27 protein-coding genes are annotated in these 23,575 nt (G+C 63.1%); 13 read left to right on the forward strand and 14 right to left on the reverse strand.

Annotated features, from left to right (window positions below):
- Nucleotides 1-5 precede the first annotated feature (5 nt).
- Entirely contained in the window at nt 6-494 is a 489-nt protein-coding gene (locus AC2FMD_RS01395) for an Lrp/AsnC family transcriptional regulator (RefSeq protein ID WP_496794568.1), read from the reverse strand.
- A 102-nt stretch (nt 495-596) separates the two neighbouring features.
- On the opposite strand from AC2FMD_RS01395, the gene putA reads away from it, so the two are divergent.
- The 3 genes from putA to AC2FMD_RS01410 are packed head-to-tail and all read left to right on the forward strand — an operon-like array spanning nt 597 to nt 5,148.
- Nucleotides 597-3,995 (forward strand): bifunctional proline dehydrogenase/L-glutamate gamma-semialdehyde dehydrogenase PutA, encoded by a 3,399-nt coding sequence (gene putA, locus AC2FMD_RS01400; RefSeq protein ID WP_496794569.1) that lies wholly within the window; start codon nt 597-599, stop codon nt 3,993-3,995.
- Between the two features lie 41 nt (nt 3,996-4,036).
- Nucleotides 4,037-4,780 (forward strand): rhomboid family intramembrane serine protease, encoded by a 744-nt coding sequence (locus tag AC2FMD_RS01405; RefSeq protein ID WP_496681773.1) that lies wholly within the window; start codon nt 4,037-4,039, stop codon nt 4,778-4,780.
- On the forward strand, nt 4,777-5,148 hold the full coding sequence (locus AC2FMD_RS01410; RefSeq protein WP_496712238.1) for a GFA family protein: 372 nt from the start codon (nt 4,777-4,779) through the stop codon (nt 5,146-5,148). The genes AC2FMD_RS01405 and AC2FMD_RS01410 overlap by 4 nt, the downstream gene beginning before the upstream one ends.
- A gap of 9 nt (nt 5,149-5,157) precedes the next feature.
- Here the strand turns inward: AC2FMD_RS01410 and AC2FMD_RS01415 are convergent, their stop codons facing one another.
- Both AC2FMD_RS01415 and AC2FMD_RS01420 read right to left on the reverse strand, forming a co-directional pair.
- Nucleotides 5,158-5,943, reverse strand: a complete 786-nt coding sequence (locus tag AC2FMD_RS01415) for an inositol monophosphatase family protein (RefSeq protein WP_496681769.1) — start codon at nt 5,941-5,943, stop codon at nt 5,158-5,160.
- A 108-nt stretch (nt 5,944-6,051) separates the two neighbouring features.
- Nucleotides 6,052-6,957 (reverse strand): LysR family transcriptional regulator, encoded by a 906-nt coding sequence (locus tag AC2FMD_RS01420; protein WP_496681767.1) that lies wholly within the window; start codon nt 6,955-6,957, stop codon nt 6,052-6,054.
- 94 nt (nt 6,958-7,051) lie between these two features.
- Between AC2FMD_RS01420 and metF the strand changes: the two genes are divergently transcribed.
- A complete protein-coding gene (gene metF / locus AC2FMD_RS01425) occupies nt 7,052-7,918 on the forward strand; it encodes a methylenetetrahydrofolate reductase [NAD(P)H] (protein ID WP_496681766.1) in 867 nt (288 codons plus the stop codon).
- Nucleotides 7,919-8,122: 204 nt separating this feature from the next.
- The gene (locus AC2FMD_RS01430; protein ID WP_496681764.1) at nt 8,123-8,764 is read left to right on the forward strand and encodes a J domain-containing protein; all 642 of its coding nucleotides are present in this window, start codon (nt 8,123-8,125) and stop codon (nt 8,762-8,764) included.
- A gap of 55 nt (nt 8,765-8,819) precedes the next feature.
- On the opposite strand, the gene AC2FMD_RS01435 is transcribed toward AC2FMD_RS01430, so the two are convergent.
- A complete protein-coding gene (locus AC2FMD_RS01435) occupies nt 8,820-9,338 on the reverse strand; it encodes a YHS domain-containing (seleno)protein (RefSeq protein ID WP_496712239.1) in 519 nt (172 codons plus the stop codon).
- Nucleotides 9,339-9,572: 234 nt separating this feature from the next.
- On the opposite strand from AC2FMD_RS01435, the gene yghU reads away from it, so the two are divergent.
- On the forward strand, nt 9,573-10,451 hold the full coding sequence (yghU, locus tag AC2FMD_RS01440; RefSeq protein WP_496741116.1) for a glutathione-dependent disulfide-bond oxidoreductase: 879 nt from the start codon (nt 9,573-9,575) through the stop codon (nt 10,449-10,451).
- Nucleotides 10,452-10,506: 55 nt separating this feature from the next.
- On the opposite strand, the gene AC2FMD_RS01445 is transcribed toward yghU, so the two are convergent.
- Nucleotides 10,507-11,295: an SseB family protein gene (locus tag AC2FMD_RS01445; RefSeq protein WP_496681756.1), complete on the reverse strand. Its 789-nt coding sequence runs from the start codon at nt 11,293-11,295 to the stop codon at nt 10,507-10,509.
- Nucleotides 11,288-11,875 (reverse strand): uracil-DNA glycosylase family protein, encoded by a 588-nt coding sequence (locus AC2FMD_RS01450; protein ID WP_496741118.1) that lies wholly within the window; start codon nt 11,873-11,875, stop codon nt 11,288-11,290. Before AC2FMD_RS01450 ends, AC2FMD_RS01445 begins: the two co-directional genes overlap by 8 nt.
- A 214-nt stretch (nt 11,876-12,089) precedes the next feature.
- Here AC2FMD_RS01450 and AC2FMD_RS01455 point away from each other — a divergent pair, with 214 nt between their 5' ends.
- Genes AC2FMD_RS01455 through AC2FMD_RS01470 form a run of 4 tightly spaced genes read left to right on the forward strand, consistent with a single transcriptional unit; the run spans nt 12,090 to nt 16,652 of the window.
- Nucleotides 12,090-12,749 carry an ABC transporter ATP-binding protein gene (locus AC2FMD_RS01455; RefSeq protein WP_490362212.1) on the forward strand — a complete coding sequence of 220 codons (660 nt, stop codon included), beginning with the start codon at nt 12,090-12,092 and terminating at the stop codon, nt 12,747-12,749.
- Nucleotides 12,727-14,301 (forward strand): KpsE/RkpR family capsule polysaccharide export protein, encoded by a 1,575-nt coding sequence (locus tag AC2FMD_RS01460; protein WP_496741120.1) that lies wholly within the window; start codon nt 12,727-12,729, stop codon nt 14,299-14,301. The genes AC2FMD_RS01455 and AC2FMD_RS01460 overlap by 23 nt, the downstream gene beginning before the upstream one ends.
- Before the next feature lie 5 nt (nt 14,302-14,306).
- Complete coding sequence (gene kdsA / locus AC2FMD_RS01465; protein ID WP_496794570.1) at nt 14,307-15,140, forward strand: 3-deoxy-8-phosphooctulonate synthase; 834 nt, start codon at nt 14,307-14,309, stop codon at nt 15,138-15,140.
- Nucleotides 15,141-15,155: 15 nt separating this feature from the next.
- Nucleotides 15,156-16,652: a phosphomannomutase/phosphoglucomutase gene (locus tag AC2FMD_RS01470; protein WP_496794571.1), complete on the forward strand. Its 1,497-nt coding sequence runs from the start codon at nt 15,156-15,158 to the stop codon at nt 16,650-16,652.
- A 39-nt stretch (nt 16,653-16,691) separates the two neighbouring features.
- Here AC2FMD_RS01470 and AC2FMD_RS01475 read toward each other — a convergent pair whose 3' ends face one another.
- Complete coding sequence (locus tag AC2FMD_RS01475) at nt 16,692-18,683, reverse strand: AsmA family protein (protein ID WP_496741125.1); 1,992 nt, start codon at nt 18,681-18,683, stop codon at nt 16,692-16,694.
- A gap of 94 nt (nt 18,684-18,777) precedes the next feature.
- Between AC2FMD_RS01475 and rimO the strand changes: the two genes are divergently transcribed.
- Nucleotides 18,778-20,169, forward strand: coding sequence for a 30S ribosomal protein S12 methylthiotransferase RimO (gene rimO, locus AC2FMD_RS01480; protein WP_496794572.1), 1,392 nt, complete (start codon nt 18,778-18,780; stop codon nt 20,167-20,169).
- A 66-nt stretch (nt 20,170-20,235) separates the two neighbouring features.
- Here rimO and AC2FMD_RS01485 read toward each other — a convergent pair whose 3' ends face one another.
- Nucleotides 20,236-20,424 carry a hypothetical protein gene (locus tag AC2FMD_RS01485; RefSeq protein ID WP_496681739.1) on the reverse strand — a complete coding sequence of 63 codons (189 nt, stop codon included), beginning with the start codon at nt 20,422-20,424 and terminating at the stop codon, nt 20,236-20,238.
- Nucleotides 20,425-20,644: 220 nt separating this feature from the next.
- Between AC2FMD_RS01485 and AC2FMD_RS01490 the strand changes: the two genes are divergently transcribed.
- Complete coding sequence (locus tag AC2FMD_RS01490; RefSeq protein WP_496688524.1) at nt 20,645-20,887, forward strand: CDGSH iron-sulfur domain-containing protein; 243 nt, start codon at nt 20,645-20,647, stop codon at nt 20,885-20,887.
- Between the two features lie 4 nt (nt 20,888-20,891).
- On the opposite strand, the gene AC2FMD_RS01495 is transcribed toward AC2FMD_RS01490, so the two are convergent.
- The 5 genes from AC2FMD_RS01495 to AC2FMD_RS01515 form a co-directional block, all read right to left on the reverse strand.
- Nucleotides 20,892-21,149, reverse strand: coding sequence for a DUF6455 family protein (locus AC2FMD_RS01495; protein ID WP_496681735.1), 258 nt, complete (start codon nt 21,147-21,149; stop codon nt 20,892-20,894).
- Nucleotides 21,149-21,418 carry a DUF6455 family protein gene (locus AC2FMD_RS01500; RefSeq protein ID WP_496681732.1) on the reverse strand — a complete coding sequence of 90 codons (270 nt, stop codon included), beginning with the start codon at nt 21,416-21,418 and terminating at the stop codon, nt 21,149-21,151. The genes AC2FMD_RS01495 and AC2FMD_RS01500 overlap by 1 nt, the downstream gene beginning before the upstream one ends.
- Nucleotides 21,415-21,684 carry a DUF6455 family protein gene (locus tag AC2FMD_RS01505; protein WP_496681731.1) on the reverse strand — a complete coding sequence of 90 codons (270 nt, stop codon included), beginning with the start codon at nt 21,682-21,684 and terminating at the stop codon, nt 21,415-21,417. Before AC2FMD_RS01505 ends, AC2FMD_RS01500 begins: the two co-directional genes overlap by 4 nt.
- A gap of 69 nt (nt 21,685-21,753) precedes the next feature.
- Nucleotides 21,754-22,122: a YigZ family protein gene (locus AC2FMD_RS01510; RefSeq protein ID WP_496741131.1), complete on the reverse strand. Its 369-nt coding sequence runs from the start codon at nt 22,120-22,122 to the stop codon at nt 21,754-21,756.
- Nucleotides 22,119-22,829: a M48 family metalloprotease gene (locus AC2FMD_RS01515; protein ID WP_496741133.1), complete on the reverse strand. Its 711-nt coding sequence runs from the start codon at nt 22,827-22,829 to the stop codon at nt 22,119-22,121. The genes AC2FMD_RS01510 and AC2FMD_RS01515 overlap by 4 nt, the downstream gene beginning before the upstream one ends.
- 117 nt (nt 22,830-22,946) lie before the next feature.
- Here AC2FMD_RS01515 and AC2FMD_RS01520 point away from each other — a divergent pair, with 117 nt between their 5' ends.
- Nucleotides 22,947-23,195: a DUF8831 family protein gene (locus AC2FMD_RS01520; RefSeq protein WP_496681723.1), complete on the forward strand. Its 249-nt coding sequence runs from the start codon at nt 22,947-22,949 to the stop codon at nt 23,193-23,195.
- Here the strand turns inward: AC2FMD_RS01520 and AC2FMD_RS01525 are convergent.
- Nucleotides 23,183-23,458, reverse strand: coding sequence for a DUF167 domain-containing protein (locus tag AC2FMD_RS01525; RefSeq protein ID WP_496741135.1), 276 nt, complete (start codon nt 23,456-23,458; stop codon nt 23,183-23,185). The genes AC2FMD_RS01520 and AC2FMD_RS01525 overlap by 13 nt on opposite strands.
- Nucleotides 23,459-23,575: the final 117 nt, after the last annotated feature.

The raw sequence follows: 23,575 nt of genomic DNA on the forward strand, positions 1-23,575 counted from the left end.
TTTCGTCAACCCACACCATCGATGGCATCGGCCAGCCCGGTCTCTTTCACCGCCTCCATCGCCACGAAGGTCGAGGTGCTGGCCACATGCGGCAGCGACGAGATCTTTTCGGCCAGAACCGCGCGATATTCCGTCATAGACCCGGTCCGCACCTTCAGCAGATAGTCGAAATTCGACGCGATCATGTGCGCCTGTTCGATCTCGGGCACTTTGCGCACGGCCGCGTTGAACTCGGCCAGCGCCTTTTCCCGCGTGTCGGTCAGGCGCACCTCGACAAAGGCCACATGGTCCAGGCCCAGGCGGATCGGGTCCAGCATCGAACGGTAGCCGGTGATGATCCCCTCGGACTCGAGTCGTTTCAGCCGCGCCTGTGTCGGCGATTTCGACAGCCCGATCCGACGGGCCAGATCCGCGACCGAGATCCGCCCGTCCTCGGCCACGATGGACAGAATCGCGCGGTCGAACCGGTCCAAACCCGGAAAGTCTTTTCGCATGGCATTTGATCCAAAATTCAGGACATCGGGTGCCTGTTAGGGCATTTTCGGTCCGTTGTCCCGCAAAATGATAAGTATACTGCGTGAAAGACCGGAGAACACATGACTCACAGCCTGCGCCACACCATCGATTCCATGACCTATGCGGACCAGACCGCGTTGCTGAAATCCCTGACCGATCAGGCCGCCCTGACCCAAGCGGACCGCACCGCCATCTGCGAGGCGGCTGCGCAACTGGTGCGCGACATCCGCTCCAGCACCGCGCCGGGGCTGATGGAGGTATTCCTCGCCGAATACGGCCTTTCGACCGAAGAAGGCGTGGCGCTGATGTGCCTGGCCGAGGCGCTCTTGCGCGTGCCCGATGCCGACACGATCGACGCGCTGATCGAGGACAAAATCGCACCCTCGGACTGGGGCAAGCATCTGGGTCACTCGTCATCGTCGCTGGTCAACGCCTCGACCTGGGCGCTGATGCTGACGGGCAAGGTGCTGGACGAGGGCAAGGCCTCGCCGGTCAGCGCCCTGCGCGGCGCCATCAAGCGGCTGGGCGAGCCGGTCATCCGCACCGCCGTCGGACGCGCGATGAAGGAAATGGGCCGGCAGTTCGTTCTGGGCGAAACCATTCAGTCCGCCATGAAACGCGCCGCCGGGATGGAGGCCAAGGGCTACACCTATTCCTACGACATGCTGGGCGAGGCCGCCCGCACCGAGGCGGACGCGGCGCGCTATCACCTCGCCTATTCCCGCGCCATCGCCGCGATTGCCGAGGCCTGCACCCATGACGACATCCGCGCCAACCCCGGCATCTCGGTCAAGCTGTCGGCCCTGCATCCCCGCTACGAAGTAGCCCAGGAAGAGCGCGTGATGCACGAACTGGTGCCGCGCCTGCGGGCCCTTGCCCTGCTGGCCAAGGCCGCCGGCATGGGCCTGAACGTGGACGCCGAAGAGGCCGACCGCCTGTCGCTGTCGCTGCAAGTGATCGAGGCGGTGATGTCCGAGCCGGCGCTTGCGGGCTGGGACGGGTTCGGCATCGTGGTGCAGGCCTATGGCCCGCGCGCGGGGCTGGTGCTGGACACGCTCTATGACATGGCCGAGCGCCACGACCGCAAGCTGATGGTGCGCCTCGTCAAGGGCGCCTACTGGGACACCGAGATCAAGCGCGCGCAGGTCGCGGGCGTCGACGGCTTCCCGGTCTTCACCCAGAAGGCGGCGACCGACATCTCCTACATCGCCAATGCCCGCAAGCTGCTGGGCATGACCGACCGGATCTATCCGCAATTCGCCACCCACAACGCCCACACGGTCAGCGCAATCCTGCACATGGCCGAGGACCAGCCCTTCGAGTTCCAGCGCCTGCACGGGATGGGCGAAACCCTGCACTGGCTGGTGATGGAGCACCAGAACACCCGTTGCCGGATCTACGCCCCGGTCGGGGCGCATCGCGACCTGTTGGCCTACCTGGTGCGGCGCCTGCTGGAAAACGGCGCCAACAGTTCCTTCGTCAACCAGATCGTTGACGAGCACGTCCCGCCCGAAGAGGTCGCCGCCGACCCGCTCGAGGCGGTTCAAGAGCCCGCGAAACACCTGCCCACCGGCCCCGAACTGTTCCTGCCCGAGCGCCCGAATTCGCGCGGTTTTGACCTGACCCACACGCCGACGCTGGATGCGATCGACGCCGCGCGCCACGCCTTCCGCGCCCACCACTGGTATGCCCGCCCGCTGCTGGCCGGCGAGGCATCGCCCGAGGCCGACGAGGTGGTCACCAACCCGGCCCACCCGCAGGACCAGCCCGGCACCGTCGCCCCGGCCAGCGCCTCGGATGTCGAGCTTGCGCTGGCCGCAGCTGCTCCGTGGCAGGCCCCAACGGCCGAGCGCAGCCGCATCCTCAACGCCGCAGCAGACCTCTACGAGGAGCACTATGGCGAGATCTTCGCCCTTCTGGCGCGCGAGGCCGGCAAATCGCTGCCCGACGCGGTGGCCGAACTGCGCGAGGCGGTGGACTTCCTGCGTTACTACGCCGCCAACATCCCCGAGGGCGAGCCTGCGGGCACCTTCACCTGCATCAGCCCGTGGAACTTCCCGCTGGCTATCTTCACCGGCCAGATCGCGGCGGCACTCGCCACCGGCAACGCCGTGCTGGCCAAGCCCGCGCCGCAGACCCCGCTGATCGCCCACCGGGCCGTGCAGCTGCTGCATCAGACCGGCGTGCCGCGCGATGCCCTGCAACTGCTGCCGGGCGGGCCGTCGGTGGGCGCCGCGCTGACATCCGACCCGCGCGTCTCGGGCGTGGCCTTCACCGGCTCGACCGCGACGGCCCTGAAAATCCGCGCAGCCATGGCGCAGAACCTCAAACCCGGCACGCCGCTGATCGCGGAAACCGGCGGGCTGAACGCGATGATCGTGGACAGCACCGCCCTGCCCGAGCAGGCCGTGCAGTCGATCATCGAAAGCGCCTTTCAGTCGGCGGGCCAGCGCTGTTCCGCCCTGCGCTGCCTGTATCTGCAGGAGGACATCGCCGATGACGTGCTGACCATGCTCAAGGGCGCGATGGACGCCCTGTCGGTGGGCGATCCGTGGCTGCTCTCGACTGATTGCGGCCCGGTGATCGACGAGCAGGCCCGTCAGGGCATCGCCGACCACGTCGCCAAGGCCCGCGCCGACGGTCGTGTGTTGAAAGAACTGGCGCTGCCGCCCGAGGGGATCTTCGTGGCGCCCACGCTGATCGAGGTCCCCGGCATCAATGCGCTGGAACGCGAGATCTTCGGCCCCGTCCTGCACGTCGCCCGCTTCAAGTCGCACGAAATCGACCAGGTGATCGCCGACATCAACGCCACCGGCTACGGCCTGACCTTCGGCCTGCACACCCGCATCGACGACCGCGTGCAGCACGTCACCGAGGCGATCCACGCGGGCAACATCTATGTCAACCGCAACCAGATCGGCGCGATCGTCGGCTCGCAGCCCTTCGGCGGCGAAGGCCTGTCCGGCACCGGCCCCAAGGCGGGTGGCCCGAACTATCTGGCCCGTTTCTGCGCCCCGGACCGACAGGTCGTGGACGCGGAATGGTCCGCCGCGGCCGACCTGCCCGCACCGATCGGGCAGCCTGCCGCGCCGACGACCCGCTCGATGCCCGGACCGACCGGTGAATCGAACCGGCTGACCGAGTTTCCCCGCGCGCCGTTCTTGTGCCTAGGCCCCGGCCCCGAGGCGGCCAAGGCGCAGGCGGAGGCCATACTCGGGCTGGGCGGCACGGCAATCCGAGCCGAGGGGGCGCTGGCCCTGCACCGGCTGGAGGACCTGCAGGGAATTGCAGGCGTTCTGTGGTGGGGCGACGCGGACACCGCGCGCCAGATCGAACTGCATCTGTCGCGCAGAACCGGGCCCATCCTGCCGCTGATCCCCGGCTTGCCCGACCGGTCGCGGGTGATGGCCGAGCGCCATCTCTGCGTCGATACCACGGCCGCCGGAGGAAACGCCGCACTTCTGGGCGGTGCGGCATAAGCTGACTTGACGCTGGGCCAGGAAAAGCCCAGCGTCCCCCCATGTTCCCAATTCGAGACCACAACCCCTCGGGGCGCACGCCCTATGTCGTCTATGCGCTGATCGCGGCGAATGTTTTGATTTTCCTCAGCTATGTCGGAATCATGGACGACGCCCGGCTGATCAATCGGTTCTATTTCGACTATGCGATCATCCCCGCCCGCATCAGCGACGGCGTGGCGCTCGAGACGTTGGTGACGTCGATGTTCCTGCATGGCGGCTGGATGCATCTGATCGGCAACATGCTGTTCCTTTGGATCTTCGGCGACAACCTGGAAGACGAGATGGGCCACCTGCCCTTCCTGCTGTTCTACATGGTCGCCGGTATCGGCGCAGGGCTGATCCACATCATCACGGCACCGGGGTCGCTGGTTCCGACCATAGGCGCCTCGGGCGCCATTGCCGGGGTCATGGGAGGCTACCTTCTGATGTTCCCAAGGGCACGCGTAGATATCCTGCTGATTCTGGTCGTCTATGTGCGGGTCTTCACCATCCCGGCCTTCGTGATGCTGGGCGTCTGGCTGGGAATGCAGTTCCTTGGCAGCGTGTCCAGCAACCCTGACGCCGGCGGTGTAGCCTATTGGGCGCATACGGGCGGCTTCGTGATCGGTTTGATTTTGTGCATCCCGCTGTGGCTGAAACGCGGCGGGCCAGCTTATTGGAGCCGTACCCACGGTCACCCGCCGCATCCCGAACACCGCTACAAGCTCAGCCAGTCCCGTATACCAAGAGTGCCACGCCGATGACCCGGATGACCGCCACCTGCCATTGCGGCACCGTGAAGATTGAGGCCGAGTTCCCCGGCGGCCTGTCCACGGCCGCCCGGTGCGACTGTTCCTTTTGCATCCGCCGTGAGGCCGCCGCCGTGACCGCCATCACCGACAGCCTGCGCATCCTGCAGGGCGCAGACAATCTGAGCCTCTACACATGGGGCACGCACACGGCCAAACACTATTTCTGCAAGACCTGCGGGATATATGTCTATCACCAGAGGCGATCAGACCCCGCGGAATGCGGGGTCAACCTGGGGTGCATCGAAGGTGGCAACCCGCGCACGCATGGCCCGATTCCGTGGAATGACGGGGTCAACCACCCCTCGGACCGAACCGATTGAGCGGAAGGCTCAGCCCCGGATCACCTTGGCGAACTGGTCGAAGATCGGCTCGTTGGCACAGATCACTTCGCCATCCTCCAGAATGCTGCCCTCGGGGTTCAGCGGCTGCACAAGGCCGCCGGCCTCTTTCACGATGATGATGCCCGCGGCCATGTCCCAGGCATTCAGCCGACGTTCCCAGAACCCCTCGTAGCGACCGGCAGCCACATAGGCCATGTCCAGCGCCGCGGCGCCCCAACGGCGCACGCCCGCGCAGACCGGCATCAGCCGGGCCAGATCCTGCAGCGTGGCCGGCAGATCGGACCGCCCGCCAAACGGCAGACCGGTCGAAAAGATCGACTCGATCATGCGATGCCGGCCCGACACGCGGATACGCATGTCGTTCATCCAGGCGCCTTCGCCCTTTTCGGCAAAGAACATCTCGTCCTTGGCGGGGTCATAGATCACGCCGGCGACGATCTTGCCCTTGTGTTCCAGCGCGATCGAAATGGCCCAGTGCGGCAGGCCGTGCAGGAAGTTAGTGGTGCCATCCAGCGGATCGACGATCCAGCGCCGGGTCGGGTCTTCGCCCTCGATCTCGCCGCCCTCTTCGGCCAGCCAGCCATAAGTGGGGCGCGCACCCAGCAGTTCCTCTTTCAGGATCTTCTCGGCGGCAATGTCGGCCTTCGAGACGAAATCGCCCGCGCCCTTCATCGACACCTGCAGGTTCTCGACTTCGCGAAAGTCCTTTACCAGCGATCGGCCCGCCTTGCGTGCGGCCTTGATCATGATGTTGAGATTTGCACTGCCAACCATTGTTCCGAGGCTCCTGTCCGGTCAAACCGCGCGTATACTGGCGCAACGCCCCCTTGCCAAGAGGAATGATGCGCATGGCAGCCCACCGTCTCGCGCGGGGCCACGGCCCTATTGCGCCTGCAACTTGCGCGCCTCCTGGCTGGCCAGCTTGACCAACTCCTGCACAAAAGGCTTTTCCATGTCCTCGGCGCGAACAGCAGCGTAGAGGCGCCGCGTGATGCCATCCTTAGTCAGCGGGCGGGTCACATAGTCCGAGTTGTACTTGACCTCGCGCACGACCCAGTCGGGCAGGACCGAAATCCCTCGGTTCGATGCGACCAACAATAGGATCACTGCCGTCAGCTCGACCTGCCGGATCGCCGCCGGTTCGACCCGCGCGGGTATCAACAGCTGGCTGAACACGTCCAGCCGGGTCCGTTCGACCGGATAGGTGATCAGGGTCTGGCCGCGGAAATCCTCGGCCTCGATATACGGTTTTTCTGCCAGCGGATGGGTCGAGGCCGCAACGAAAACGGGGTTGTAGTCGAACAGCTCGATGAACTCGACGCCCGGCAGGTCTTCGGGGTCCGAGGAGACGACCAGATCGACCTCCTCCTTCTGCAGCGCGGGCAGCGCGTCAAAGGCCAGACCCGGCCGGATATCGACATCGACATCCGGCCACGACTTGCGGAAGGCCTCGAGCACCGGGAACAGCCACTCGAAACAGGCGTGGCATTCGATCGCGATGTGCATCCGCCCCGTACGCCCGTCGCGCAGCGAGGAAAACTCCTCCTGCATGGCCTCGACCTGCGGCAGGATCTGCTCGGCCAGACGCAGCAGGCGCAGCCCCGCCGCCGACAGTTTCATCGGCTTCGACCGGCGCAGGAAAAGCTCGACCCCGGCCTGATCCTCGAGCCCCTTGATCTGATGGCTCAGCGCCGATTGCGTGATGTTCAGCTGATCGGCCGCGCGCGCCAGCCCGCCGCAGTCATGGATGGCCTTGATCGTGCGCAGGTGCCGGAACTCGATATGCATTTGCAGTCTAACTCATGTTGTTCTTGAGGAATATGAGTTTGTCTCACAACCCGCATCATGGCACAAGAGCCTGGTCACAAACAGCGAGACACCGATGACCAAGCCCGAGATCTCCTTTGAATTCTTCCCGCCGCAGACGCTCGAAGCGTCGTTTAGGCTGTGGGATACGGTTCAGACCCTGGCACCGCTGGGGCCGCGATTCGTTTCGGTCACCTATGGCGCGGGCGGCACCACGCGCGAGCTGACGCGTGACGCCGTGGCCACGCTGCACAAATCGTCGGGGTTGCCGGTGGCCGCGCATCTAACCTGCGTCGATGCTTCGCGCTCTGAAACCCTGGCCATCGCCCAGGAATTCGCCGCCGCCGGCGTCACCGACATCGTTGCCCTGCGCGGCGACCCGCCCAAGGGGCAGGACCGTTTCACTCCGCATCCCGACGGTTTCGCGACCTCGGTCGAACTGATCGCGGCGCTGGCCGAAACCGGCAAGTTCAAGATCCGGGTCGGCGCCTATCCCGACATCCACCCCGAGGCATCCGATGCACAGGCCGATATCGACTGGCTCAAGGCCAAGCTGGATGCTGGCGCCGATGAGGCGCTGACTCAGTTCTTCTTCGAAGCCGAGACATTCTTCCGCTTTCGCGATGCCTGCGCAAAGGCGGGGATCGACAAGCCGATCGTGCCGGGCATTCTGCCGATCGAGAACTGGACGGGCGCCCGCAAATTCGCGAAACGCTGCGGTGCCCGGGTTCCCGGATGGGTCGAGGATGCCTTTGAGAAGGCCATCCGCGACGACCGGCACGACCTGCTGGCCACCGCTCTGTGCACCGAACTGTGCTCGGACCTGATTGAGGGCGGCGTGGACAAGCTGCATTTCTACACGCTCAACCGCCCCGAGCTGACGCGCGACGTGTGTTTCGCCCTGGGGATAACGCCCAAGGTCGACCTGCAACACGTCGCCTGACCTCTCTTGCCGCAATCCCCTGTGCTGGGGCCGCCCCGGGCGGCCCCCTTTTTTTCGTCCGGCGGCTGCGCAAACCAGCCATGAATACAATCGCCGCGCAAACCTCGAACTGTTGTCCAGAAGCGCCCAATCAGTTGATTTATTTGACACAAACACCGGTTGTCCCGGAAAATAAGGGAACGTGTTTTAAAGAGTGATTTTGGTATGGAGCCAGTCGACAAAATTCAGGCTCGGGTTGATGCATTGCGGGCGCTTGGCCTGGATCAGACCGCGACGGCATCTGACATTCGCAACGCATGGCGCGACATCGCCTTTCGCGCGCATCCCGACCGCACCGGCGGGGATTCCGTGCAGTTCGCCGAGGCCAAATCGGCCTTTGACCTCCTCAGAAGCGAAGGGCTGGCCACTAAGGCCGCCGGCCCGGCACGTCCACGCCGCCCCAAGCTCAGGGCGCGTCTGATCGAATTGGCCGAAGATGCGCTCGAGTCATGTCGGTCTCTTCTTGGGGCCGGCGGCGCCTTGCCGCATGACGATCACCGCGCGCCATGCCGAAATTCAGAACAGGCCAACGCAGACCACATTCCCTCGGCCGTGGGGTGCCGGGGGCGCGATCTGACGTTCTTCGTGGCCACGCCGGTTTGCGAGGGGAAGAACCGGGTCGCCCTGCCGACCTCGATCCTGACCAGCGGCCGCAAGTTCGAGGCCGAGATCCTGTCTTTTCAGGCCACGTCATCCGGCGCGGGAGAGGTCTTGGTTCCCGACACGATCCGCGAACGCAAGTTCCCCGGGGCGAAAAGCGTGCGGATCCGGTTTGAGGCCGACCCGCACATGAACGAAGCGTTCTGAAAACGCGAAAAGGCCCGGCAAGTCCCGCCGGGCCCGCGATCATCGGAACAAAGGATCAGTTCTGGATCGGTCCGGCCGAGGTGAATTTGGGGATGACGCTGGTCGAGGCGTCCGACGGCTCGATCTCGGGCCAGTTGCCTTCGGCCAAGTTGATGTTGCCCGGCACGTCCTCTTCCCAGAAACCGACCACGACATCGGTGATGTTCAGATACAGCTTGTCATCCACGATGCGCCACAGGTTGGGGTTGCCCGGCACCTTGCCGCCCTTGGACACACCATAGGCGCAGTGCCCGTCATATTGCGGGGCGTAATAGGCGGGATTTTCAAGAAACTTCGCCCGGTTTTCCTCGGATGCGAAAGCCCAGATGGCCCCGTTGTACTCAGCCGTGATGTCGGCGCGGCCACGCACGGCTTCGGGTTGGGATTGCCCGACGGGCACCTGTTCGAGGTCGCGATAGGCGACAACGTCGTAGCCGGATGCGGCATAGCCAGTCCCGTCAACATATTGAGGCCCGGCAAGGGCCGGAACGCCCAGCATCATGGCGGCGGCAAAAGTCAGTGCAAAACGGTTCATGTACGTGATCCTTGTTCTGGAGGCAGTGTCTGCGTGATCGTCAGCTGCGAGAGTATTGGAATTCCCCGGATCGCACAGCCCAGCTAACGCTGCTGTGACCGGCCACGAGAAAACGTGAGCGAATTGCGGAGGATTGTTTCACGAAACGCGCAACGTCGGGGGTTGGCCTCGGGGCGTGACGATACTACCTCTGGGACGACCCGGCGCGCCCGGCTTAGGCATGAAAGGCAGAAGATGAGCAACACATCCACCTATACCCCCCCGAAAGTCTGGACCTGGGACAGCGAAAGCGGCGGACGTTTTGCCAGCATCAACCGCCCCATCGCGGGCGCCACCCATGACAAGGATCTGCCCATGGGCAAGCATCCGCTGCAACTGTATTCGCTGGCCACTCCGAACGGGGTCAAGGTCACCGTGATGCTGGAAGAACTGCTGGCCCTGGGCCACGACGGCGCCGAATACGATGCCTGGCTGATCAATATCGGCGAGGGTGACCAGTTCGGCTCGGGCTTTGTCGAGATCAATCCCAACTCGAAAATCCCCGCCCTGCTGGACCGGTCTGGCGACAAACCGGTGCGCGTGTTCGAAAGCGGGTCGATCCTGTTCCACCTGGCCGAGAAATTCGGTGCATTCCTACCGAAATCCGGCCCGGAGCGCACCGAAGTGATGAACTGGCTGTTCTGGCAGATGGGCAGCGCGCCTTATCTGGGCGGCGGGTTCGGCCATTTCTATGCCTACGCGCCCGAGAAATGGGAATATCCGATCAACCGATTTGCCATGGAAACCAAGCGCCAGTTGGACGTTCTGGACCGGGAACTGGCTCACAAACCCTTCATTGCCGGTGATGACTACTCGATCGCCGACATGGCGATCTGGCCGTGGTACGGCCAACTGGTTCTGGGCCGCCTATACGACGCCGCTGAATTCCTGGATGTTGATTCCTACACGAACGTGATGCGGTGGGCAAAAGAGATCGATGCCCGCCCGGCGGTGCAACGCGGCCGGATGGTCAACCGCGCCTTCGGCGAGCCGCACACCCAACTGCGCGAACGCCACGATGCCAGTGATTTCGAGGCGCGCACGCAGGACAAGCTGGAACAAGCCGCCGAATAGTCTGACGTCTTTTTCAGCCGCCTGACCGAAGATGCAGCGCCCCGGCGCTGCATTTTCATTTCAGGATCGGCGGTTTGTCCGGATCACTTCCGGGCGCGGCGCGGACAGGATCCGGGCGGGTCGGTTGCGGGATGTCAAACCGCAGCCCAACCATCGACAACGCCTCGGTCGCGGCATCGTCATCAGCAAAGAACCCAACGTCCAATGCTCCAGCTTCGATCCCGGAAAAGGTCAGCGCCTCGGAGACCGCCTTGGCCAGCGCCGGTTCCGCGCCTTGGACCGCATCGACGAAGGCCAGCAGATGCCCGGCCCCGCCGCCCTGGGCGCGCGTCGCCACCAGATAGGCGGCCGAGGCCAGCCCTACCGCCGTTGCCAGCTTGGTATCCAGCGCCGTCAACAATGCATCGGGCAAGCCGGCAGGCGGCAGGAACTCTTCCAGCCGCGCCTCGACCGCCTGCGGAGCGTGGCTGAGCGTCTCGGCCAGCCAGGTCAGCGCTTCGGCCGGGATCAGCATCGACGAGGGCGCCACCTCGAGGTTCAGGCCCAGCCCGATCCCCTGCCCGCCCAGCATCCCGGCCAGAACCCGGCCCGACAGCGCCGCATAGGGCGCCGGTCTGCCTGCGAACTGCACAAGACGCTCCTCGCGATCGAAGGCCAGCACGAAACGCCCGTCGGCGACTTCGAACAACTCGGGCGAGATATTTTCGCCGCGCGCCTCTTCGGTCAGCATCAGAAACAGCTCGGAATCGGCAAGCCGCTCAAAGAATCGCAGCCGGGCCGCATCGTCCTGCGGACGGGCCTCCATAGCGGCATGGGCTGCATCCAAGGCCGTGGTATCAGTCATTCAGCACCTCTTGCACCCGGGCGCGCAGAACCGGCAGCAACTCGGTCTCGAACCAGGGGTTTTTCTTCAACCATGCCGTATTGCGCCACGACGGATGAGGCAAGACGAAGACCCGCGGCGCATGGTCCCGCCAGGCGCGCACCGTCTCGGTCACCGAGGATCGGGTCCCCAGGTGGAATCGATGGGCATGGCTGCCGACCAGCACGGTCAGGGGCACCGCCCCCAATTCCCGCATGACCTTCGCATGCCAGGTCTTGTGGCAGATGGGCGGCGGCGGCAGATCAGCCTGCCGCGCGTCATAGCCGGGAAAACAGAAGGCCATCGGAACGATCGAGACCCGCGAAAGGTCATAGAACTCAGCCGGGCTGAGCCCCAGCCAATCACGCAACCGGTCGCCGGACGGATCGGTAAAGGGCCGGCCGGAGTCGTGGACCCGCGCGCCCGGCGCCTGCCCCGCGACAAGGATCCGGGCGCCGGGCCGGAACCACACCACCGGTCGCGGGCTGTGTCCAGTCGCAGTAGCGGCGAACCGCTCGGCGCACAAACTGCACGACCGGATCCGGTCGGATAGGCTTTCCATAAACTCTGCTCACCTTCTCGTTTTGAGCCGGGCCTTCGCTCGCCAAGTGACATTCTGACCAAGTGCATGTCACATTCGCACAGAACAGTTTTCCGCGCGCATTGAAGATTTGTTTCACAATTCGACATAATGTAGCCAACATGGCCCGATAACAAAGGGGCTTTGGCCGGACCGTCGTGGCCGGGCCGGAACGAAAAAGTTGCACAGGCCGGAAATGCTCGAGTTTGAAAATGTCAGCAAATCCTTTTGGACCGGGACACGCCGCAAGGTGATCCTGGACCGGGCCTCGTTCCGGGTCGAGCTGGGAAAGTCGCTGGGCATCCTTGCCCCGAACGGAACCGGAAAAACGACGCTCATCAACATGATGGCGGGTCTCGAAAAGCCAGACGAAGGCGTGATTCGTCGGGACTGCCGGGTCTCTTTCCCGATGGGGTTTACCGGCGGCGTGTCCAAACGCCTGTCGGCACTGGAGAACGCGCGCTACATCGCCAAAATCTATGGAATGGATCCGGACTATGTCGAAGCCTATTGCAGCTGGCTCTGTGGTCTGGGCGAATATTTCAACCAGCCGCTGGCCACTTATTCCTCGGGGATGCGCGCACGGTTCACCTTCGCATTGATGCTGGCACTGGACTTTGACATGTATCTTATCGACGAAGGCATGCCGGCAACCACAGATGTGGAATTCAACAAGAAAGCGGGTTCGATCCTGCAGGAACGCCTGCGGACGACGACTCTGGTGATCGTATCGCACGACCCGAAGGTTCTTGAGAAATTCGCCAGACAGGCGGCCGTACTACTGGACGGCCGGCTTCACGTTTTTGAGTCTCTGGAAGAAGCGAAACAGGTGTATGACTACCAAACCCAAGGCTAAGAAATACGACCCGAACCGGGCTGCCAAGGGCGAAGGAACGGTCGAAGCCCGGGCCGAAGCCATTTCGCGCATTCGAAAGGCGACGCAGGGCGTGGCCGAAACGCCGGCAGGAACCGAGCTGGATGCGATCAAGCGCGAGGGGCTTACGGGGCGGCAATTGCGCATAGCACGGCGCATGGCGCAGAAACATGGCCTGGCCGCGACGTCGGATTACGACGCCGTGCGGCTGCTGCGCCAAAAGGGGATCGACCCGTTCCCCCGCAAGAACCTGCTGGATATCGTCGGCCAATTGGGCGATGCCCCTGCCCCGGACGGCACTTCCCGAGACCAAGTCAAGATCCACCTGCCGCAGACTATCAAGGAAAAAACCGAAAACCTGCCGGGCCCCGAACTCAGCCCGGCCGAGCGTCGTGCGTTCGAGATTGGCCAGATCCAGAAAGACATCGCCCGGCGGCGGCGGCGTAAGCTGATCGGTCTGTTCGCCCGGCTGGCCGCCTTCGTGCTGCTGCCGACGCTGTTGGTCGGCTATTATTTCTACAAGGTGGCAACGCCGATGTACGCCAGCAATTCGGAATTTCTGATCCTGCAGGCCGATGGCGGGCCCGGCAGCATCGGCGGGTTGCTGGCCGGGACGCAATTTGCAACGACCCAGGATTCGATCTCGGTGCAGTCCTTTCTGGAATCGAAAGAGGCGCTGCTGCTTCTGGACCGTGACGCCGGGTTTTCGAAGGTCTTCCAGCAAGACTGGATCGACCCCATCCAACGCCTCGAACAGGATGCGACCCTGGAGGATGCCTTCAAGCTGTACAAGCGGATGATCACCATCGGCTATGACCCGACCGAAGGCGTGATTCGAATGGAAGTCGCGGCACCGGATCCGGAAACGGCGACCCTGTTCTCGGAGAAACTGATTTCTTATGCCGAAGACCGTGTGAACGCCCTGTCTGAAAAGAAACGCGAAGACCAGATGCGCGACGCCGTCGAAAGCTTCGAGGCGGCACAGGCGGCCCGGCGCAAGGCGCAGGAAGACCTGATCGAGTTGCAGCTTGAAGGCGCTGTTCTGGACCCGGAGAACGTGATCGCCAGCCTGCGCGCCCGTATCAATGAAATCGAGATTCAGCTGCAGGACAAGGAACTGCAACTGGCTGCCCTGCTGGACAACCCGCGGCCGAACCAGGCCAAGGTCGACGGCGTGCGCGCCGATATCGAGCGGTTGCAGGCGGTGCTGGAGGAGTTGAACGCAAAGATGCTGGATGCGTCTGCTGGCGAGAACTCTCTGGCGCGACTGAGCGTGCGCATCCAAATGGCCCAGGCCGACCTGGCGGCCCGGGACATGATGCTGCAGACCGCCATGCAGCAGATGGAGAACACCCGGACCGAGGCCAACCGTCAGGTCCGATACCTGACCGTTTCGGTCAACCCGGTACCCAGCCAAGAGCCCAGCTATCCGCGCAAATTCGAAAATACGATTTTGGCATTCCTGCTGTTTGCTGGTATCTACCTGATGATTTCGCTGACCACGTCAGTCCTCCGTGAACAGGTATCTTCGTAGAGCACATGCAACATGTAAAAATCGCCGACCTGACGGTCGGCAACGATCTTCCGCTGACCGTCATCGCCGGGCCGTGTCAGCTTGAATCCGCCGACCATGCCCAGATGATCGCTGGCCGGATGAAGGAAATCTGCGACAAGGCCGGAGCGCAATACGTCTTCAAGGCCTCGTATGACAAGGCCAACCGTACGTCCCTGTCCGGCAAACGCGGCATGGGGATCGATGCGGGCCTCAAGGTTCTGGACGACATCCGCAAGACGATGGGTGTTCCGATCCTGACCGACGTTCACACCGAAGCACAATGCGCCATCGCGGCCGAAGCGGTGGATATCCTGCAGATCCCCGCGTTCCTGTGCCGTCAGACCGACATGTTGTTGGCTGCGGGTGAAACGGGCAAGGCGGTCAACGTCAAGAAGGGTCAGTTCCTGGCCCCATGGGAGATGCCGAACATCGTCGAAAAGATCGAAAGCACCGGCAATCGGAACATCCTGCTGACCGAGCGCGGAACATCCTTTGGCTACAACACGCTGGTTGCCGACATGCGATCGCTGCCGCAAATGGCCCGGACGGGATATCCGGTCGTGATGGACGCTACGCACTCGGTGCAGCAGCCCGGTGGCCGGGGCGGATCGTCGGGTGGTCAGCGCGAATTCGCGCCGGTCATGGCCCGCGCCGCGGTATCGCTGGGCATTGGCGCAGTGTTCATCGAAACTCACCAAGACCCGGACAACGCGCCGTCAGACGGGCCGAACATGATCCCGCTGGATCAGATGGGCGACCTGATCGGGACACTGATGCAGTTCGACGCCCTTGCCAAAGCCAACCCAATTCAGATTTGAAAACCGAGATTTGACATGACCAAACCCTTGTCCGAGGTGACCCCGAACACCTGGAGCTTTCTGCGCGACGCGATGATCAAGCCCACCGGCTTTCGCGAATATGATGCCCGCTGGAAATATCCCGACGAGATCAACCTGCCCGGCATGACCGCGCTGGGCCTCGGCCTGGGGACGCAGATGCACAGGCGCGGGATCAAGCCCGAGATCGCGGTCGGAAACGACTATCGCGACTATTCGCTGGCGATCAAGAACGCACTGATCCTTGGTCTGATGCAGGCGGGCATCCGGGTCAAGGACATCGGCCCGGCGCTGTCGCCCATGGCCTATTTCGCGCAGTTCCACCTGGATGTCCCGGCCGTGGCCATGGTGACCGCCAGCCACAACCCGAACGGCTGGACCGGGGTCAAGATGGGCTTTGACCGCCCGCTGACCCATGGCCCCGATGAAATGTCCGAACTGCGCGATATCGTGCTGAACGGTGAAGGCATGGCCCGCCCTGGCGGGTCCTATGAATTCGTCGATGGCGTGAAAGAGGCTTATATCGACGATCTGGTCGGCGATTTCAGAATGTCCCGCCCGCTGAAGGTCGTCTGTGCCACGGGCAACGGTACGGCTTCGGCCTTTGCACCGGAAATCTTTGAGCGGATCGGGGTCGAGGTCGTACCCAGCCACAATCGGCTGGATTACACCTTCCCCAACTACAACCCCAACCCCGAAGCAATGGAGATGCTGCACCACATGGCCGCGACCGTCAAAGCAACGGGCGCGGATCTGGCCTTGGGGTTTGACGGCGACGGAGACCGCTGCGGCGTGGTCGATGACGAAGGCGAAGAGATCTTTGCCGACAAGGTCGGTGTGATCATGGCGCGCGATCTGGCCAAGCTGCATCCCGGCGCCACCTTCGTGGCCGACGTGAAATCGACCGGCCTGTTCGCCAGCGATCCCGAACTGCAGGCGCTTGGCGTCAAGGCCGACTATTGGAAAACCGGCCACAGCCACATGAAACGGCGCGTTAAGGAAATCGGCGCGCTGGCCGGGTTCGAGAAGTCCGGCCACTATTTCCTGGCCGAGCCTGTCGGGCGCGGCTATGACTGCGGCATGCGGGTGGCCGTCGAAATCTGCAAGCTGATGGACCGGAACCCGGACAAAAGCATGTCGGACCTGCGCCGCGCGCTGCCCAGGACGTGGTCGACCCCGACCATGTCGCCCTATGCCGCCGATACCGAGAAATACGACATCCTTGCGCGGCTGGTCGACAAGCTGGTTGCCAAGGCCGAGGCGCGGGAAACACTGGCCGGGCGCCCCATCAAAGAGGTGGTCACGGTCAACGGCGCGCGCGTGATCCTGGACAATGGCAGCTGGGGTCTGGTGCGGGCTTCGTCGAACACTCCCAATCTGGTCGTCGTATGTGAAAGCAGTGAAAGCGAGGCGGAAATGCGGGCCATTTTCGCCGATCTCGACGCCGTGATCCGCACCGAGCCCGGCGTGGGCGACTACGACCAGACGATCTGACACCGATGGGGGCGCCGCCAGCGCCCCCACAACCATTGATCAGTTGTTTCCCAGCAGTTTCAGCAGGCCTTTCTTGGCCTCTTCTTCAAGCTTTTTCTTGACCGCGTCTTCGATCTGGTCGCTGTCCGTGATGGTCGTGTCAAGCTCTTCTCCGGCCTTCCTGAGAGCCTTCTGCTTGGCGTCCTGTTCCAGCTCTTTCAGCTTTTCGTCGGTGGCCGCCTCGATCACTTTGCTCAGATCCGGTTTGATCGACGGGTTGCTCCACGGGCCCTGGATCCGCACGGGAACCGCCAGCCCCTCGCCTGAATTGGCGCGCAAGGCCACCGGCGTGAAAACATAGTCGATATCCCGCCGACCCAGTCCAATCCGGCCAGACCCGTCCGCGCGGAAATTGTCCAACTGCATCAGCAGATCATTGTTTCTGAGGTTTCCTTTGCGGATCACGAATGAGGCCGTCAGGCTGTTGAACACCGTCGTCCCGCCAACGGCATCGCCACGTCCCATCAGACGGTCAAGATCGATCCCCGCGATGACCCCTTTGCCCACCTTCAGACTGCCCTTGCCACTGAGCGAGCGCATGATCTGATCTTCGCTCTGACCTTCGCCGAGGAATTCCAGATCCAGCCCCCCCTTGCCCGACAACCGTTCAACCCCCGCCAGCGCCGTCAAAGCCTGCTGCAGGTCGACCCCCTGCGCCGATAGCTTGCCGCCGACCGACAATCCGTTGCGGTTGTTGGCGACCACCTGCCCAGTCAGTTGCCCCGCGAACAGCGTGGCCGGGTTCATCTGCATGACCGCGCGCGACCGGTCGAGGCTGAGTGTCAGGTCGCTTGCGCCGAATTCGAGACCGGGAACCGCAATCGACTCGGCCCTCAGGCGGATCTGCCCATTGGCCAGGCCCAGAACCGATGCGTCGATCGGCTGCTTTGACCATCCGTCGTCGCCCCGTGGCGACGATCGGGCTTTCGGGGCGTCGTTTTTTGGTTGCCTCCGGGTCTGCGTACCAGCATCCGCATCGGCGACACGCGACAGATCCAGATGGCCCGCCGTCAGGTTTGCGGTGATCTGCGGAGTGGCGGCGACAAGGATGTCTGCATTGCCCGTGATCCGGTTCTGATCAAGCGCGACCTGGATGTCGCGCAGCGCGATGCGTCCGTCGCGGGTATAGGTCATCTGACCGCGCACGTCGGCCGCGCGGCCCAGACCCTGAGGCACGGTCACACCCGCCTGGCCAAAAGCGGCCAGCATCTTGTGTGTATCGGTCGTCGTGATCCGGGTGCGCCCGTCCATTTCCCCTGCCAGATTGACGCGTCCGTCAAAGTTAACCTGGCCCCCGGGCGCGCTCAGGTCCAGCGCCAGCGGCGTCGCCTGACCTGAAGAAAAGGCCGGCAGATCCGATATGCTCAACGCCACCGTAACCGCCCCACCCGGCACGGGCATTTCCGCGTCCATCCGCATCGGGGCGGAAATGTCGGGCCAGCTGGCCGACAGATCCACGTTCGCGAAATCCATGCGAACCGCGCCGTCTTCTACATAGACCAGCCGGGCATTGGTCAGCTCCAGCTTGTCCAGCGTCACGGAACTGGGCTGCGATGCGGGTTTCGGCCCGCCAGACGGCAAGGCGGCCTCGGCTGGCGCGGCCTGTTGGCGGGGTGCCAGTTCCCAGTTTCCGCGTCCGTCGGACAGTTCCAGCCGCACGACCGGGTCGCGCGCCAATACACGACCGATCCGGACCTCGCCGCCCAGAAGGGCCGAGGCATCAACGCCCACCTCCAGGCTTGACGCGCTGAGCATGGGTTCGGGTCCGGCCCAGGGGGCATTCGCAAATTGCACCGGTCCGGTTTCCAGGCCCAGGACGGGCCAGAACGAAAACCGTACGTCGCCCTCAAGCGCAAGGTCGCGCCCGGTCTGGGCCTTGACCTGTTCCGCCAGGATCGCGCCAAGCTTGTCGCCGGGCATCAACAGCAAGGCCCCGATGGTCAATCCGATGGCGGCCATCAGAATGAAAAGAATGCGAAACAGCCACTTCATGATTTCTATGCGCCCCTGTTGTCCTTTGCCTAAATGATGTCTGCCCGACGCGTGGGATTTGCAAGGGGAAGATTTCCCCACTATATGCCGCGCCATGAGCACCAACCCGCCCAACCTCCGCCCCGACCTGGCGCCTGCCGCCCGGATTAACGATGCCCCGCGCCGCGGTCAGCCCACCATCGGCATGGTCTCGCTCGGCTGCCCCAAGGCGCTTGTGGACAGCGAACGCATCCTGACCCGCCTGCGGGCCGAAGGATACGGCATCTCGCCCGACTATGCCGGGGCGGACGCGGTGATCGTGAACACCTGCGGGTTTCTCGACAGCGCCAAGGCCGAAAGCCTTGAGGCGATCGGCGAGGCGCTGGTGGAAAACGGCAAGGTGATCGTGACCGGCTGCCTGGGGGCCGAGCCGGACTACATCCGCGAACACCATCCGCGCATTCTGGCCGTGACCGGCCCGCACCAGTATGAACAGGTGCTGGATGCCGTGCACAGCGCCGTGCCGCCCGATCCGAACCCCTTCGTCGATCTGCTGCCGGCCTCGGGGGTCAAGCTGACCCCGCGCCATTTCAGCTATCTCAAGATTTCCGAGGGCTGCAATCACAAGTGCAAGTTCTGCATCATCCCCGACATGCGCGGTAAGCTGGCCAGCCGCCCCGCCCATGCGGTGCTGCGCGAGGCCGAAAAGTTGGTGGAAAACGGCGTGCGTGAACTGCTGGTCATCAGCCAGGACACCTCGGCCTATGGGCTGGACCGCAAATATGACGTGAACCCGTGGAAAGATCGCGAGGTGCGCAGCCACATCACCGACCTCGCGCGCGAGCTGGGCCAAATGGATGCTTGGGTTCGGCTGCACTACGTCTATCCCTATCCGCACGTGCGCGAGCTGATCCCGTTGATGGCGGATGCGGGCTGCAACCTGCTGCCCTATCTCGACATTCCCTTCCAGCACGCCCACCCGGACGTTCTGAAACGCATGGCGCGCCCCGCGGCCGCGGCGAAGACACTGGACGAGATCGCCGCCTGGCGCGAGATCTGCCCCGACATCACCCTGCGTTCGACCTTCATCGTGGGCTACCCGGGCGAGACCGAGGCCGAGTTCCAGACCCTGCTCGACTGGATGGACGAGGCGCAGCTGGATCGTGTGGGCTGCTTCAAATACGAAAACGTCGACGGGGCGCGCTCGAACGACCTGCCCGATCACGTCCCCGAAGAGGTCAAACAGGAGCGTTGGGAACGCTTCATGGAAAAGGCGCAGGCGATCTCCGAGGCGAAACTGGCCGCCAAGGTCGGCCAGAAGATCGAGGTGATCGTGGATCAGGTGGACGAGGACGCCGCCATCTGTCGCACCAAGGCCGACGCGCCGGAAATCGACGGGAACCTGTTCATCGACGAAGGTTTCGAGGCGCTTCGTCCTGGCGACATCGTCCCGGTTCAAGTGGACGAAGCCGGTGAATACGACCTGTGGGGTAAGTTGCTGCGCTGAGGCACAGCCCACGAAAAACGGGCGGCCCCAGAGGGACCGCCCGCGAAAGCCAAAATTGGTAAAGCCTTACTGGCTGACCGGGTTGCAGACGGTCTGACCTGCTTCGGTTGTTGCCAGTTCATATCCGGCCGAGCAGCTGGGCGTTCCGTATTTATCATAGTCGGGCTGGATGTAGACCGGAGCGGGTTCTTCCTGCTGACCACAGGCGGTCAGGATCAAGCCAAATGCGGCTGCGGCAGCGAATTTCAGTTTCATGTCCATCAATCCTTCAATACTTTTCTGATATTGCCCAACTTTTCGGGGCCGCGCCCAGAATACGGCCAATATGGCCGCGTGGCAACATTTTGGATCACACGGTCGTGAACCAGGGCAAAACCATGCCGTGTGCCCCATTTTTAGCCTAAGCAAAGGCAGTCCGTCAGGTTACAATGCAACCCGAACCAATTGATGATTTTTCGCTGAAAGGACAAGCAAAATGGCTGAACCACCGATAATCGCCCGCAAGGCCCCCTATCCAGTCGAGGTGATCGAAGGAAAAACCTATTTCTGGTGCCGGTGCGGGAGATCCAAGCGTCAGCCACTTTGTGACGGTTCACATAAGGGCACCGGAATCGAACCCGTCTCATACAAGGCTGAAGCGACGCGGAAAGTCTTTTTTTGTGGATGCAAGCAAACCCAAAACCCTCCGATTTGCGACGGCACGCATTCCCGGCTCTAGCCGCTCAGCGCAATTGCCTCAGAGCATCCGCAATCGCGCAACAAGGCGGCTCGGGCGTCATTTCGGCCTGTTGCTCGGCCAGCCACAGGACACAGCCTTTGCTGCAGTCGGCCGCCCTGCATCGGGTAACGATCTCGGCATAAGCCTGGTGGCTCAGACGCCCGTCGGCCATGGCTTCGGTCAGCGAAACCCCCATGCGACGGGCAACCGAGCGGGCAAGCCAGAAGTGTTTTTCGATATCTCCCAGATGTATGTGCCGCATCACAACTCCTGACCCGTCTCTGCACGAATTCGATGAAACAACCCGAGATTCGGGCATGCGAAAGGTACCCGCGCACCGATCTTCGCGCCTGACAGCCAATCTCGGCACATCTCTGCCCGCCCACAACCACGGCAGCGCCGAACTGCTTGTGCCCAGTCCTGCTGCGTCAGACCACCCGAACGGTAGGCAACGAGCAGATCCGTGCGGGTGATGCGCCCCATTTTCAGCACAAGGCGCAGATGGCGCGCGGTGTCGCCCAGCACCTTCATGACTGCCCCCGTGAAGTCCGGCCCAAACGGCCTAGCATCTCGCGGTTTCTGCAGAATTCCGGCGGCTTGCCCCCGAATTCCTCGCCGGCCAGCCCCCGCGCACAACAGACCGGGTCCGGACATTCGGCGCACCGCAACACCGCGTCTGACAACTGATCAAGTGAAACTGCGCCTGAAATCGCGGCTTCCTGCAGGTCAACGCCCACCTGATCCGCCATCCGGTCCAACAGATCCGCATGGCGCTTCAGCGTCTCTTTAGGTGTCATGGCCCCGCCTTTCCTTATACCGATGGCTTTGACGATACGGCAAATGCGCCGCGTGGCCCTTGATACAGGTCAAGCAGTCGCCCCAAGACGGTCCAGATAGGCCCGCGTCGCGTCCTGAACCCGTCGGAACCTGTCGCCGCCCAATTTCTTTCCGCCATACCAGCGAGTGACGATAATCACGTGGTCCTGCAGCCCCGCCCGCTGCATCATGCGCAGGATGACCATGGCCGCTCCGGCTTCGCCATCATCGGCCTTGAGGGCACCTGTCGGCAGGACAGCAGCCCAAGTGTTGTGGGTGGCCTTGGCATACAGCTTGTCCGCCTTCAACGCCCGCAACACGGCATCGATGTCGTCACGGCTTCCGACCGACGCACCCGAAACCGCATATTTCGAGCCTCGGTCGGTCAAAACAACGCCAAGACGGGTCAGTTCCGTCATTCCATCAACCCCAGATCGGCTGCGGTCTCCAGCACGACCTCGACCCGTTTGGCATTGGGCGGGTGCGACGCCAGGAAACGGTCTCCCGGGTCGGGGATGCGGCTGAAATAGGCCATTCCCTTCAGCGGATCGTATCCGGCTGCATTGGTGATGACGGTTCCCAACACGTCCGCTTCCAACTCGAATGTCTTGGCATAGCTCTGCATGCCCACCTCGGCGCCCAGTTGTTGTGCGCGTTCGATCTCGTACGGCCCCTCGCCCTGGGCCTTGGCCAACTCGCCAAAGACGCGCGCACCCTCCTTTGCGTTTTCGATCTGGCGCGCAATATGGCCCATGATGTGATGCGCGGCCTCGTGGCCCATCACAAAGGCCATCTCGTCGCCGTTGCGGGCCGACCCGATCATGCCCTGGTTGAAGATCACAAGAGGCCGGCCTTGTTCGTCCAGCGTCTGAAAGGCGTTGGGCTGCGAATAAGGGGCAAGATCTACGAGGATCACGAAGTCACAGTTCTGGCCCTTGGTCTGCCGGCGGCATTCCGCGCCCGCCGCCCCGGCAACCGCGCGGCTGACCTGGCGAAAGGTTTCGGCCTTGTCCCGCAAGGCGAGAGAGGTCGGCGCCCAAGCCTCGGCCGGCACCAGAACGTGGCGCTCGACGGCGGCGCCGCACCCGGCCAAGGCCAGCAGCAGCAAGACAAAAACGCGGCGCATCCACGATATCCTTCCCTCAGATCCGGCGTAAAGCCTAGCGCAGCCGAACCCGAGAGACCACAGCGGACGAACCGATCGATGGTTGCATTGGGCCATCAGGCCGGGCACTGTTGGATCATGTTTTCGATTGAACATGAATTCGACTCGACGGTCATCACCCTGGTGGACGAAGGCCCGCCGCCCCTGCAGGAAGACGTGGTCATCAACAGCTTTGCCGAATGCGTCACCATCGAACAGTTCGACCCGCGGACCGACCGCATCCAGAAGATCACGCTCTCGGCCGGGCAGTTGCGCGACCTTGCCGCCGCGCTGGACCTGCCCGAAGGGGTCTACCAGATTCGTGAGACGGACGATCAAGGATCATAGGCAAACAGCTTGTCCCGCGCGGCCTGCCCTTGCACGAGGGTCAGTCGAGAAGGCGCGACACCCATCGCCTTGGCCAAAATTCGGGCCACCGCCTTGTTTGCCCTGCCATCCTCGGCCGGAGCCGTGACCCAGATCTGGACGACCGAACCATCCACCTGCATACGATCCCGCGCGGCCTTGGGTGTCGCGCGCACGGCGATGCGTTGCCCATCCTTGGCCAGATGGCTCAGATCCGGCAGGTGCTTCAGTTTTGGTTCGGCCATACAATTTTTTCCATTTGGTCAATTCAATTGAGCCTGAGTCTTTCGAGATGAGAGTTTGCCCTTGAAATGACGCCTTGTCTGCCCGAAATACCAATGGCCCATGTGAAAAAGGTTAAC

It is taken from the genome of Ruegeria sp. BHSC276, assembly GCF_059612945.1.